This is a genomic window from Mesorhizobium sp. M4A.F.Ca.ET.090.04.2.1 (assembly GCF_003999085.1).
In the GTDB taxonomy this organism is placed as follows: Bacteria; Pseudomonadota; Alphaproteobacteria; order Rhizobiales; family Rhizobiaceae; genus Mesorhizobium.
In genome coordinates, this window is sequence record NZ_RZOT01000101.1 from 1 (window position 1) to 12,950 (window position 12,950).

Consider the following 12,950-nt stretch of genomic DNA (forward strand, 5'->3'; position numbering starts at 1 on the left):
CATAGGGCGCTTCCAGCCAGCCCTGACGGGACCCGGCCATGCCGCAGATGATGACCGGCAGCGTCTCAGGCGCCCCCATGGCGGCCAGGTGGCCCTCAAGAACCTTCGAGAAACCTTTCTCGCGCGCGGTGATCAGCCCATCATCGCCGCGACGCTCGGCAAGCACCTTGCCTGCGTCGTCGAGCAGCCAGGCCCTGAGCCTGGTCGTACCCCAATCGAGCGCGGCGACCGCAGGGGCCGCGCTCACAGGAAGCCTCCGTCGACGATCAGCATCTGCGCGGTCAGCATGCGCGAGGCATCCGAGGCCAGGAACAGCACCGTGCCGACGATGTCCTCGGGCTGCATGACATCCTTGATGCATTGCTTGGCGACATGGGCGGCGAGCCCATGTTCGGTGACCCAGAGCTCCTTCTGGCGTTCGGTGATCACCCAGCCCGGCGCAATCGCGTTGACCCGGATGCGGTCGGCGCCGAGCTTGCCGGCAAGGCCCTTGGTGAGGCCGAGTATGCCGGCCTTGGCGGCGGTGTAGGCCGGCATGTCGGGGTGGTTGATGAGATAGGAGGTCGAGGTGAAGTTGATGATCGAGCCGCCACCGGCCCGCTTCATGCCCGGCGCCACGGCCTGCGCGGTGAAGAAATGCGGGCGCAGGTTGACGGCAAGGTTGTTGTCCCAAAACTCGACGGTGACGTCCTCGACCGCGTGGCGGTCGTCAAGCGCGGCGTTGTTGACCAGGACGGTGACGTCGCCATGCGCTTCAGCCGCCCTGGCGGCCGAGGCGCGCAGCGCCTCGATGTCGCGCAGATCGGTCTTGAGGTAGAGTGGCCGCCGGCCTTGCTCCTTCTCGATGCGGTCGGCAAGCGCGATGCTCGGACGGTCGGCGATGTCGATGAAGGCGACCTTCGCGCCTTGCCGGACAAAGCCCTCGGTCAGCGCCGCGCCAATGCCGGAACCGCCGCCGGTGATCAGCACCGAAGCGCCTTCGAGATCGGCAAAACGTGCCGATGGCATCATCTTTTTTCTCCCTGGCCAGGTCGGCGCGCATCCTATCCAGACAAGGCGCGCGGGCAAGGGATAAACGTCAGATTTTCAAGCTTATGTCTGACAAAAAGGCAAATCACGCCGGCACGGATGAAGGGGCTGGCCGAATCCGTACAGGAACGGCGGTCAGATTGCCTTGGCGTGGAGGGCGCCGCGATAGGAATCGCGCAGATAGCCGAGCGTGGCGTCGGCATCGATCGGCTTGCCGAACAGATAGCCCTGCCCGCCGGCGCAGCCGAACTGGACCAGGCGGTCGGCCTGCGCCTCCTCCTCTATGCCTTCGGCCACGACATCCATGCCGAGCCCCTCGCACATGGCGAGGATGGCGCGGATGATGTGCTCGGACGGGCGGTCGTCGAGGATCGAGGAGACGAAGGCGCGGTCGATCTTGAGCTTGTCGAAATGGAATTCGCGCAGCCGCCCGAGCGAGGACTGGCCGGTGCCGAAATCGTCGAGCGAGACGCGGATGCCGACGCGGCGCAGATCCGCCACGATCTTCTCGGCCGAGGCCGGATCGTTCATCAGGCCGGTCTCGGTGATTTCGATCTCCAGCCGGTGCGGATCGAAGCCGGTGCGGTCGAGGATCGCCAGTATGTGCAGGCCGGTGTTCTGGTCGACGAGCTGCGACGGCGACAGGTTGAAGGACAGGAACAGGTCCTTCGGCCAGCTGCGCGCCGCCTCGGTGGCCTTGCGCAGCACCAGCTGCGACAGCGGACCAATGATGCCGCGTTCCTCGGCGATCGGGATGAACACATTTGGCGGCACGGAACCGAGGTCGCGGTCGGTCCAGCGCGCAAGTGTCTCGAAGCCGATGGTGCGGCGGGTGTTCAAGTCAACGATGGGCTGGAAATGCGGCTCCACCTCGCCGGCCGAGACGGCGCGGCGCAGCGCCTGCTCGATGCGGGTGACGCGCTTGGCCGCCTCTTCCATCTCGCGCGTGTAGACGACGACCCGGCCGCGACCGGAACGCTTGGCGTGGTAGAGAGCGGTTTCGGCCTTGTTGAGCAGAATGTCGGTAGTCTCGTCGCCGGAGTAGAAAAGCGAACAGCCGACGGAGGCCGACAGCCTGGCGGTGCGCTCGCCGACGTCATAAGGCGCCGACAGGATCTCGATCAGCACGCGCGCCTTTTCGGACGCCGCCTCTTCGCTGAACACCATCGGATAGAGGAAGGCGAACTCGTCGGCGCCGATGCGGCAAACGGTGGAATAGCTGTCCATCGAGGCGCGCAGCCGCATTGCCACCTGGATCAGGATGTCGTCGCCGGCCTTGTGGCCGAACAGGTCGTTGATCGGCTTGAAGCCGTCGAGGTCGAGGATGCCGACGGTGAAGGGCGCCGGGTCCTCGGAACGATCGCTGATCAGGCGGTCGACCTTGTCGAAGAAGCGGCGGTGATTGCCAAGCCCGGTCAGCGGATCGGTGAAGGCCAGATCCGTGTTTTCCCTGCCTGCCAGCCCGGTGGCAAACGTCGTTTGCATCGGTGTTCCTTGTTGCACGTCGGAATTTGCGGTGAGACTGGCAGGAAACCCTTTAGGAAACGTATCGAGAAATCGATTTTCTGGACGCCGGGTGGCCTGCTTAGTCGCCCTGGCGGACGCGGTAGATTTCGATCGGAGCTCCGCGGGTTCCCGCCACCGGCTCCAGCCATTCCGGCACGCTGCCGTCCACCAGGCCGGCAAGAAAGCCCTTGGGTGCCGTTTCGGCGAGAAGCTGGCTTTCAGTGCTGCCGCGGCAGACGGCCACCAAGCCGACATGGTGGCTTTCGACGATCCTTCGCGCATCCGCCGGGGACCCCAGGAAAGCATCGAGCGCCAGCAGATTTCCGGCGATGTTGCGATGGTAGGGACCGGCGAACACACGGTGCGCGGAATAGGCGAGGATAGGCGAGCCGAGATTGGAGATCGCCAGAACAGTGGTGCCGGGCAGCCGGGCGAGCGATGCAAACGAGGCCTTGTTCTCGCAATTCGTGTCGGCGACTTCGTCATTGGCCTTGCCGATCTCGAAGGCCGATGACACCGCCGTGGCGGTGCCGGCCCAGAGCGCGTTCACCGACAGCAGCCAGGCCGCCGCCATGCGAAGCGAGGTGCGTGGCGAAGGGCTGGCCTCGACCCGCTCGCGCCATCTGGCGATCCATGCCGAAAGCGGGATGACGGCAAAGGCAACCGAGAAAGTCGAGCCACGCACCTGCCAGGCGCTGACGATGAAGGCCACGACAAGCAGCACGCCGACGAGGGTGTCCTGCCGGCGCCAGCCGCCCTGGCGCAGGCGAAGAGCCAGGAGCACCATCCCCATCAGCGGAGTGGCATAGCGAGCAGCCACCCGGGCGGGGTTGTAGACGAGAAGCACGAACAGCGACTGAGCTTCGTCCACGTGATCGAGCCACAATTCCTTGAGGCGTGGATCGAGATTGGCATAAGGAGCCGCCAGGCACTGCGGAAACAACAACAGGACGACCGCGGCGAGTGCCGCGGCGAGCAGGCCGACCGATACGATACGCCGAAGGCGCGTGCGGCCGGCGGCGTCTATCGACGCGACCACCGCAAGACCGGCCCCGGCAAGCGCGGCGATGGCGAATTGCACGATCGAGAAGGCGTCGCATTGCGCCTGGCCCCAGGCGGATGCGGGGATCGTGGTGACAAAGACGAGAGCCGAAACACCGGCAAAGCCGGCGCCGAAATCCCTCGCGATCCGGCCTTCGCCGCTCCTGTCGACGATAAAGAGCAGTGCAACAGCGGCGCCGATGGTCGCGACATAGGGGGCGGTTTCCATGCCGACCGCCAACGTCAGGGCGGCGCAAAGGCCGGAAAACAATGCCGCGGACCGACTTGTCGGCGCCTCAAGCAACAGGCTGAGGCTAGCCATGGTCAGCGTGAGCTGGACATTGTGATGATCGATGGCACCCGGGGAAAAGATGCCTATGAAATGCAGCGCCGCAGCGCCGACGACCACCGCGGGCAGCACCGCCCGCTCGCCGGCAAAGCTGCGCGCGGCCCGGGTGAGGTAGAATACGGCGGCCCCGAAGAGCAGCGTCGGCCACGCAACCAGTGCGACATTCTCCGCGACGGCGGCGCTGCCCGTCAGTGCCGAGGCTGCAAGGATGATGGCGGCGAGCGGTGCGTCGACCAGCCGCGACCAATGCATGACAAAGCCGCCTTCCGGCCCCATCCGGTACTGGTGCAGGTCGAACCAGCCCTGGCCGGAGAGAAGATCGCGAACCTCGACCATTCGCAGCATGCTGTCATTGTCACCGCCGTTGTTGGTCAGTTCCGGAAATCCGGAATAGGCGTTGACCAGGAGCACCACCAGCATAGTGAGCAGCGCCGCCAGAAGGTCCATTCGCCAGGCGGCTCGGGCGGCTTTCCCGGAAGGAATCGCGGCATGGACGGCGGACATGGATCGACTTTCGGGTGGTTGCTCGGTGCCGCAGGCTAGCGCCGCTCGCTTCACAAAGCGTAAAGCTCGATGCAGATGCGCTAGCCGCGTGCCGGAAACACCCAAGCCGACGACACGATATAGCTCAGCGCGCTTGCCGCGACCGTGGTCAACGCCGACATGGCGACGGGCGACAGGCCAAAACGCGTTACCGCGACATGCGAGACAAGGCCGGAAAAGGCAGCGCATGCGGCCTGCAGCGCAAGATAGCGCGGCAGCGCGGTGGCATGATCATGCTCTGCGCCGAAGGTCCAGCCGCGTTGCGCGGAATAGGCGACGATGAAGGCGATCGCGTAGGCAACGGCACTGCCTGCGAACGGCGAGAGGCCAAGCGAAACCAGCAGCCACGAAAGCACGAACAGGAGCAGGGCGGCGCCGACACCGACCACCAGGAAGCGGAACAGGCGCGTCTTCTGGATAAGGTCCGGCAACGCGTCGATCACCGGTTTTCGCCCGCCGGCAGATCACTGGACTGGCCGGCTCTCAACCGCTTGACCGGAATTTCCAGGACGCCGAGCAGGAATGCCGAGAAGAAGGCCTGGAACGAAATCACAATCAGGCTGAGGCCGAGTACGACGATGCGCGGGATTTCGGAATCGTCCAGCGGGCCGAAGCCGAGATTCGCCCAGCGCAGCACGGCATAGGCGCAAAACGAGAAGCCGCCGGCAAAGCAGATGCCGGCATTGGCGGCGAGGCGGTCGGTGGAGATTGTCCTGGTCAGCCAGTCGGAGCCCCGGCTGCGCGGCAGGATGCCGGTGACCTCGGCATAGTAGCGCGAAATGACGCCGAAGGTGATGAGCTGCACGCCAGTGACGATCATGAAGCAGGCGGCGACGAAGGTGTTCAGGTCGAGCGACAGATTGTTGATCACCCTGAGCGGCCCGAACACCAGCAGAGCCGCAAACAGCGTGCCCAGGCCACCTAGCACCATGCCGGGGATGAAGAACATCCAGCGCGGATTGTAGACCAGCAGGAATTTGAGATGCCGCCAGCCGTCGCGCCAGGTCCTGAGATGCGGCGGGCGGCTGCGGGCGTCCGGCTTGAGCGTGGTCGGCACCTCCTCGATACGCAGCCCGGCAAGCGCGCCGCGCACCACCATCTCGCTGGCAAACTCCATGCCGGTGGTCTGCAGATCGAGCTTTCTGATGGCCTCGGCATTGAAGCCGCGCAGGCCGCAGTGGAAATCGCCGGTCGTGATGCGGAAGAACAGGCGGCCGATGAAGCTCAGCACCGGATTGCCGAGGTAGCGATGCAGCGGCGGCATGGCGCCGGCTTCGATGCCGCCCCGGAAACGATTGCCCATGACCAGGTCGGCGCCGTCGCGCAGGCGTGCCACGAACGCGTCCAGCGCGCTGAAATCATAGCTGTCGTCTGCGTCGCCCATGATGATGAAGCGGCCCCTGGCGGCGGTGATGCCGCCAAGAAGGGCAGCGCCGTAGCCCTTTTGCGGCACCGACACGACGCGGGCGCCGATAGCTGTCGCGATGTCCTGGGAGCCGTCGGTGCTGCCATTGTCGGCGATCAGCACCTCGCCGGCTATACCGGCCTTGTTGAGGAAGGCCTTTGCCTTGCCGATGCAAACGGCCAGCGTCTCGGCCTCATTGAGGCATGGCATCAGGATGGTGAGCTCGAGCTGCTTGGTCTGGGCGGCGCGGATTGTTGTGACGGCGTTCATGGTTCTTGTTCCATCAAGGACCGGTCCGGCGTCTGCAGGGCCGGGCTCATTCGAACCACCCTTGCATGGCAAGGCTTAAGAAAACGATGACGCGGGTTCTCGCCTTGTCTGCAATCCGGCTGGGTTTGCGCCTTGCTGATGCAATCTTCAAAATGTCGCGATTGGCAGACCTCGCCGATTTCCTTATATCGGCGACAGAGCCGCCGGAGAGCCCATATGCCGCTGAAGATCGCCGTCCAGATGGACCATGTCTCCACCGTGTCGATCGCCGGCGACACGTCCTTCGCGCTTTCGCTCGAGGCGCAACGGCGCGGCCACAAGCTTTTCCATTACACGCCCGACCGGCTGTCGATGCGGGACGGCAAGGTGTTCGCGCGCATCGAGGAGATGCAGGTGCGCGACGAGAAGGGCAATCACTACTCGCTGGGCGAGAAGGTGCGCACCGATCTGTCGGAGATGGACGTCGTGCTTTTGCGGCAGGACCCGCCCTTCGACATGAACTACATCACCACCACGCACATCCTGGAGCGCATCCATCCTGGGACATTGGTGGTCAACGACCCGGCCTGGGTGCGCAACAGCCCGGAAAAGATCTTCGTCACCGAATTTCCCGAACTGATGCCGGAAACGCTGATCACCAAGGATCCGCAGGAGGTGGCCGCCTTCCGCAAGGAGTTCGGCGACATCATCGTCAAACCGCTCTACGGCAATGGCGGCGCCGGCATCTTCCATCTGCACGAGGCCGATCGCAACCTTGCCTCGCTGCTCGAAATGTTCGGCCAGATGTTCCGCGAGCCGTATATCGTGCAGCGCTACCTGAAGGACGTGCGCAAGGGTGACAAACGCATCATCCTCATCGACGGCGAGCCGGTGGGCGCAATCAACCGCGTGCCGGCCGAGCACGATTCGCGCTCCAACATGCATGTCGGCGGCCGCGCCGAAAAGACCGAGCTGACGGAGCGCGAACGCGAGATCTGCGCCCGCATCGGGCCTTCCCTGAGAGAACGCGGCTTCATCCTCGTCGGCATCGATGTCATCGGCGATTATATGACCGAGATCAACGTGACCTCGCCGACCGGCGTGCGCGAGGTCCAGCGCTTCGGCGGCGCCGACATCGCCAGCCTGTTCTGGGACTGCGTCGAGGGCAAAAGGCGGTAACGGCAACCTTGGAACCGCGCCTGATTCCGTGCAACTGCGGCTCGCCGATTCCGCGTCTAGACCACGAAGAAGTCGTCCGCAGTGAGCCAGGTGCCCGGGTCCACGGTGGCGAACTGGACGGCCGCCGCCCCGCCCGCCCCGTCCTGATCGAACAGCAAAGCACCGGTCGCGTCATAGATGATATGGTCGCTGTCATCGATGGCCTCGCTGCCGACCGTGAAGACGGCAGCAAAAAGCGGGCCGGCCGACAGCCCGACGAATGCGGAGCTGTCCAGCCGGAACACATCGTCAAGCGCTTTGAAGTCGACGATACGGTCGTAGTTCGCCGGTCCGAGTGCGTCGAACACGAAGACATCCCGGCCCGCGTCGCCGGCCAGCCAGTCGCGGCCGGCGCCGCCATTGAGGATGTCGTCGCCAGTACCGCCGCGCAGGTCGTCTGAGCCGGCGCCGCCGTCGAGAACGTCGTCGCCCGTATCGCCGCGGATGCCGTCGGTGCCCGCACCGCCGCTTATCGCGTCGTTGCCGGCGTCGCCCTTCAGCCAATCCGTGCCCGCGCCGCCGATGATCGTGTCGGCGCCGGCGCCGCCGAACAGCTGGTCGTGGCCGGCGCCGCCGTCGAGCGTATCGTTGAACGGGGTGCCGTTGATGCGGTCGCCACCGCCCAGCGCGGCGACGAGCACGGCACGATCGTGGCTTCCGTAGCTCACGACATTCGTAATGTCGCTCAGCGCGATGGATTCGGCCGGCGGCGTCACCGTGATCGTAATCGTCGCCACATTGCTGTTGCCCTGGCCGTCCGTCGCGTAAACCGTGAAGCTGTCGGTGCCGACGAAGCCGGCCTCAGGGGTGTAGTCAAACAGATTGCCGCTCAGAAAGTCGGCATGATAGTGCAGGCTCGAGCCGTAGTGACCCTGGTGAAAGGGGTAGTAGTTGCCGTCGAAACTCGTGCTCTGCTCGAGGGCGCCGTGGTCCGGCCCGTCCACGACGATAAAGCTCAGGAGATCGTAGTCGGCATCCGCGGCGCTGAATTTGATGTCGTCGAGAAATTGCCCCTGCGAAACCGACACATTCAGATCGGCGGCGCTGGGCGCATGATTGACGAAGCTGTCGGGCTGCAGCACGCCGCCTTCCAGGATGATCTGATGCTGCCCGTACTGGGTGTTTTCGCCGCCGAAATATTCGTTCGCGCCGATCCATGTCACCGTGATGGTGTCGGGGCTGTCGGCGTTGACCGAGACAATCTGGGCCGACATGAAAGCGGCCTGGTCGGACAAGGTGCGGATAAGATTGCCTTCATTGTCGAAGACTTGCGTCTCCACCGTCGTCCAGGTCTCGGTTCGTCCCTCGTTGGTGAAGCTGGTGATGGTGAAGAAGCCGTCGAAGACATCGACCGAAGCCAGGTCGATCCCACCGAACGGGAAATCCGGCTTTGCTCCTATTGGCCCGATCACATCGCCGTCGGTTTCGGTAATGCTGAAAAGGACCGCGTCAGGGCTCGGATTGGGATTGTCGGTTTCTTCCCATACGGTGAGCTCGCTGCCATTGCTTAAGGTCGGCATCCTGTCTTCCTCGCCTTCGCGCCTGGACGTGCTGTGGATGCCCCCCGATCCCAACGATAGCATCGTACGCGCGTCGGATCGGTGACAAACCAAACTGCGCCTCGCCTTTTTCCGATGTGGTTAATTATGTGTGTCGAGCGGGAATCCGTTGCTCCAGTCGGCGTCGGCATTTGTTCTCGTAATGTTCTTGATCAATCCGAAAATCTGTGGTTGTCTTGGTTGACCCGCTCGCCGCCTGATCGCAGGACCGGCGGGCGGATAGTGGGGGCAGAGCAAGATGGTGGCGCGGGTTCGCACGGTCGCTTTCCAGGGCATCGAGGCCGTGCCGGTCGATGTCCAGGTGATGATCGCGCCGGGCAAGGTCGGCATGCAGATGGTAAGGCGGATTAATTTCTCTTGAGTCGAAGGTCCTATTATCGACGCCAAAGCTCGTTGAGCTTGAATTTCTGGCGGTCTACATAGCTTCGTATGGCTTCTGAATTTCCCGGTCCTGTGGCTTACTCCTACATCCGAATGTCCACCGACATTCAATTGCGAGGCGACAGTCTCCGAAGGCAAGAGCAAGCCTCAAAGAGGTATGCCGAACAGCACGGGCTACAGCTTGTCGAAGACTTCAAGCTTGAGGATATAGGCGTCTCGGCTTTCAAGGGCGCCAACGTCTCATCTGGGGCACTAGGGAGATTTCTGGAGCTTGTAAGGGCCGGGCAGATTGCCAAGGGCTCATATCTGCTGGTCGAGTCGTTAGATCGTATCAGCCGTCAGCAGATACTCGATTCCGTCCCCATATTCTTCGACATCGTGAAGAGCGGAATCAATGTCGTCACCCTGGCCGATAATCACGTCTACCGAGCTGGCGATACCAATGTCGCCGACGTGATCTACTCGGTTGTCGTCCTGGGTCGAGCGTATGAGGAATCCAAGACCAAGAGCATGCGCGTTGGTGCAGCTTGGGAGAACAAGCGGAAGAACGCTGGCCGCAGGAAACTGACCAAGGTTTGTCCAGCTTGGTTATCATTACAGGAGGATCGAGCGGGTTTTGACCTGATTTCCGAGAGGGTCGAAATCGTTCGCCAGATTTTTCAGTTAGCGGACACAGGGAACGGATCATTTTCCATCGCGCGTCGCCTCAATCAGTCAGCCATTCCAACATTCACCAAATCGAACGGCTGGCACGAATCGTACGTCACTAAGATCCTCAACAATCGAGCTGTGCTCGGAGAGTTTCAGCCGCACCGCTACGATGACCATGGGGATCGTGTCCCACATGGCGAACCGGTCGCGGACTACTTTCCAAAAATCATCGAAGAAGACCTGTTTCATCGCGTCCAAGCCTCGCGCCGAAAGAGACTTGTCGAAGGGGCAGGACGAAAAGGTCCCGAATACCGCAACCTGTTCACGAAGATAGCCAAATGCGAGTACTGCGGCGCCCCAATGAGGTTCGTCCACAAAGGACGCCCGCCCAAGGGATCGCAGGCGCTGAAGTGCACAAACGCGGTTCGCGGTCTGGGGTGCGAAAGCATCAGTTGGAGATATTCCGATTTCGAGACGTCGTTTCTCTACTTCGTCAAAGAGATTGACCTCACCGCTACGCTAAAGGCTGCGGCCGAGAATTCCGAGCGCGCATCGGTCGAGCAGCAGATCACGGCTATCGATGAGAAAATTCGCCAACTCAGTGCTAAGCGGGAGCGGATTTTCGAACTATTGACCGAGCCGGGGTCATCCACGGCCTTCGTCAAGGGCAAGCTCGACGAATGTGAAGCGTCAATCGCTGCCGAAGAAGCACTGATCACGCAACTCCGTGAGCAAAGATCGATGGCGAGTATGCTGCCAACCATCTCAGCCGACGAGTTGCGTTCATTAATCGCGTCGGTTCAGGATATGTCCGCTCCAGACATTTTTGAGCGGCGTGCAGCAGTGGCTAATCGCCTGAGCATACTGGTTACTTCGTTGAGGATCGCGGCAGATGGCAGGCGGCCCAAAATGAAGGGAATCAGGACCTTTTTGGAAAGCCAGGAGCTGAACCCCGATGAACGGGAACGATTGATCGACCACATCGAAACGACCAACAAACAAGCGCAACGGTATAACCGAAGCTTCAACGTGATGCTGGCCGACGGGGTGTCTCGCTTTGTCATGGTGAAAAGCGATGACCCGACCGACATAATCGCAGAGGTCCTGGTCGACAAAGACGGCGAAATCTCCGGCAGTGATCGCGGCATGCCGATTGGTTGGTCTGATGGGTGGGGCAACGTATTTGACGAGCCTGCTTCGGCTCAGTGACCGGAGAATTCTTACCCAAGTCGAAAGTTTCGCGATCTCATCGCGATAAATAGCCGGCCGGTTAACCGGCTATCATTCTCAGAACCTCCAGAACCGCCTTTCAACCTCGTTTCTCAGTTTTCCCTTTCGACATCGGCTTTTCGTACCGTGCCGACGGCTTATCCTCGCACGACTTCGAACACCCAAATCCATTTTCGCCCACCGCATTTCCGATGGGTCTATATCCCTTTGAAAGAAGCCAATCTCATGTTCCAGACCGTCTCAAAACCATCTCCCACTTCCATCACATCACAGTATGCATCGTGGTTCGACGAGAGGATCGATCAGTTCATCGACGAACACAAAGGCAGGTTCGATTCCATCACCACATTCAAGAAACGGAACGGGTACTTGATCACGATCTCATTCGATCACAGCAGTCGCAATCAGCGGCTAGAAGGTTCCGCCTCAATCGACATTCCCAAGGCGAAATCGGTGCTGGATACGTTCACCGACATTTACAACCACCTCTGCCGGAACCTGATTGGACGGAACTACCATCGACCTTCATTCGACCCGTCAAAGCCACTAGCAATCGGTTGCCTGGACATGAATGGATCGAGATATTGGAGATCGATGGGAGAGCTGGAAAACCCACATATCCATTCGATCTGGATTTTCACGGATCAGGTCCGAGAGGGCTTTCAAAAACTGATCGCCGACAAAGAACGGTTCTCAGCCTTCAAGGAACGGTTCTCGATTAGGGAGGTGGATATCCAGGCTCTCGATCACGACCATCGAAATTCGACGGGTGAGGGTCGTGCCACTTCGTACATGGCGAAATTCATAGGGCACAACAATTCAGAGCTTTTGGTTGGAGACGATTTCAGGGTGTTGCCGATCGAAAAGCGGCCTGCCCTTCATTGATCGGCAAAGCGATCGCAGCGGCTAATCGACATCTCCCTCACCCTGATCGTCATCATCAAAATCATCGTCTTCGTCGGGATCCTGCTCTTGGCCATCAACGTCAACGACTTCCATCCAACCCCAGTTTTTAGCTTTGACCTCAGCGTTGTACCGATCCCTCATCGGGATCGGAGCCCGATAGGTGCGTTTCAATAGGTCAACAAGATCGGAAACCTTCGCGTTCTCCACCGTGTAGGCAAGATCGAACGAATGACCTTGGATGCCCCGCATATTCGAGGCAGTCACCTCAACATCGATGACGAAAGGACCCTCACTGTGAGGGTCGATCGTCGCAATGCCCTCGAATTCCCAACTGCGACCATGTCTGAAATCAGCACAATGGATTTCAATAACTTGGCCGCGATCCGGACCGACTGCAAAATGCATGTCGTGCCGACCGATCGGTGACCGAATAGAATTCGCATTGAATCGGATACCATCGAGGGGATGCGATTTCGGCCTCGGCGCGGGCGGGCCAAATATCGGATAACAGGTGAAACGATTGTGAAGTGAGCCGCCTCGGCTTATCAGCTTGATTACCAAGCTCTCTGCCTGCAAATCCCCAAGGTTCTTGAGGCAGAAGGCGAAGGGAACTTGACCGTACTGGACCTCAAGAAATCGATGGACTGACGCGGCATATGCCGGGACAACCTTGGTCCGATATTCGCGATAGCGATCCCCATAGCTGTAGTCACGGCGGAAAATGAATGGTGAATCGTCGTCCTGACTGGGGTTCTGTCGGATAACAAAAGAGGAGATCGCCTTCCTGGCTTCAGCCGGGACCGGATCGACACGGAAAACAGTCTGAGACGGCTCCACCCCATATTGCAGCGAAACCTCGATGTTCGGTTGCGCTTGTTCCAAC

Annotated in this window: 12 protein-coding genes and 1 pseudogene; 5 read left to right on the plus strand and 8 right to left on the minus strand. The window is 61.1% G+C overall.

Going from position 1 to position 12,950, the window contains the following annotated elements:
• The 6 genes from EN781_RS09945 to EN781_RS09970 form a co-directional block, all read right to left on the minus strand.
• Positions 1–247: 2-dehydro-3-deoxygalactonokinase (locus EN781_RS09945; RefSeq protein ID WP_189347448.1), on the minus strand; the 247-nt coding region annotated here is incomplete at its 3' end.
• Positions 244–1,011, minus strand: coding sequence for an SDR family oxidoreductase (locus tag EN781_RS09950; protein WP_126057227.1), 768 nt, complete (start codon positions 1,009–1,011; stop codon positions 244–246). The genes EN781_RS09945 and EN781_RS09950, both read right to left, overlap by 4 nt.
• Before the next feature lie 153 nt (positions 1,012–1,164).
• Entirely contained in the window at positions 1,165–2,514 is a 1,350-nt protein-coding gene (locus tag EN781_RS09955; protein ID WP_127399942.1) for an EAL domain-containing protein, read from the minus strand.
• Between the two features lie 100 nt (positions 2,515–2,614).
• Positions 2,615–4,372, minus strand: coding sequence for a GtrA family protein (locus EN781_RS09960; RefSeq protein ID WP_245455293.1), 1,758 nt, complete (start codon positions 4,370–4,372; stop codon positions 2,615–2,617).
• A 137-nt stretch (positions 4,373–4,509) separates the two neighbouring features.
• Entirely contained in the window at positions 4,510–4,911 is a 402-nt protein-coding gene (locus tag EN781_RS09965; RefSeq protein WP_245455294.1) for a GtrA family protein, read from the minus strand.
• Positions 4,908–6,143, minus strand: a complete 1,236-nt coding sequence (locus EN781_RS09970; protein ID WP_127399943.1) for a glycosyltransferase — start codon at positions 6,141–6,143, stop codon at positions 4,908–4,910. Before EN781_RS09970 ends, EN781_RS09965 begins: the two co-directional genes overlap by 4 nt.
• A 216-nt stretch (positions 6,144–6,359) precedes the next feature.
• Between EN781_RS09970 and gshB the strand changes: the two genes are divergently transcribed.
• Positions 6,360–7,301 (plus strand): glutathione synthase, encoded by a 942-nt coding sequence (gshB, locus tag EN781_RS09975; RefSeq protein ID WP_126057230.1) that lies wholly within the window; start codon positions 6,360–6,362, stop codon positions 7,299–7,301.
• A gap of 56 nt (positions 7,302–7,357) precedes the next feature.
• Here the strand turns inward: gshB and EN781_RS09980 are convergent, their stop codons facing one another.
• On the minus strand, positions 7,358–8,620 hold the full coding sequence (locus EN781_RS09980; protein ID WP_245492313.1) for an Ig-like domain-containing protein: 1,263 nt from the start codon (positions 8,618–8,620) through the stop codon (positions 7,358–7,360).
• A 28-nt stretch (positions 8,621–8,648) separates the two neighbouring features.
• Between EN781_RS09980 and EN781_RS35225 the strand changes: the two genes are divergently transcribed.
• From EN781_RS35225 to EN781_RS09990, 4 genes and pseudogenes are all read left to right on the plus strand, one after another.
• A complete protein-coding gene (locus EN781_RS35225; RefSeq protein WP_245492578.1) occupies positions 8,649–8,945 on the plus strand; it encodes a hypothetical protein in 297 nt (98 codons plus the stop codon).
• A 192-nt stretch (positions 8,946–9,137) separates the two neighbouring features.
• A pseudogene (locus tag EN781_RS34220) lies at positions 9,138–9,239 on the plus strand (ATP-binding protein); the annotation flags it as partial.
• Positions 9,240–9,328: 89 nt separating this feature from the next.
• Positions 9,329–11,140: a recombinase family protein gene (locus EN781_RS09985; RefSeq protein ID WP_127399944.1), complete on the plus strand. Its 1,812-nt coding sequence runs from the start codon at positions 9,329–9,331 to the stop codon at positions 11,138–11,140.
• 246 nt (positions 11,141–11,386) lie between these two features.
• Entirely contained in the window at positions 11,387–12,046 is a 660-nt protein-coding gene (locus tag EN781_RS09990; protein WP_127399945.1) for a hypothetical protein, read from the plus strand.
• 21 nt (positions 12,047–12,067) lie between these two features.
• Here EN781_RS09990 and EN781_RS34225 read toward each other — a convergent pair.
• Positions 12,068–12,950 (minus strand): hypothetical protein (locus EN781_RS34225; RefSeq protein WP_189347452.1); only part of this gene is annotated, 883 nt, incomplete at its 5' end.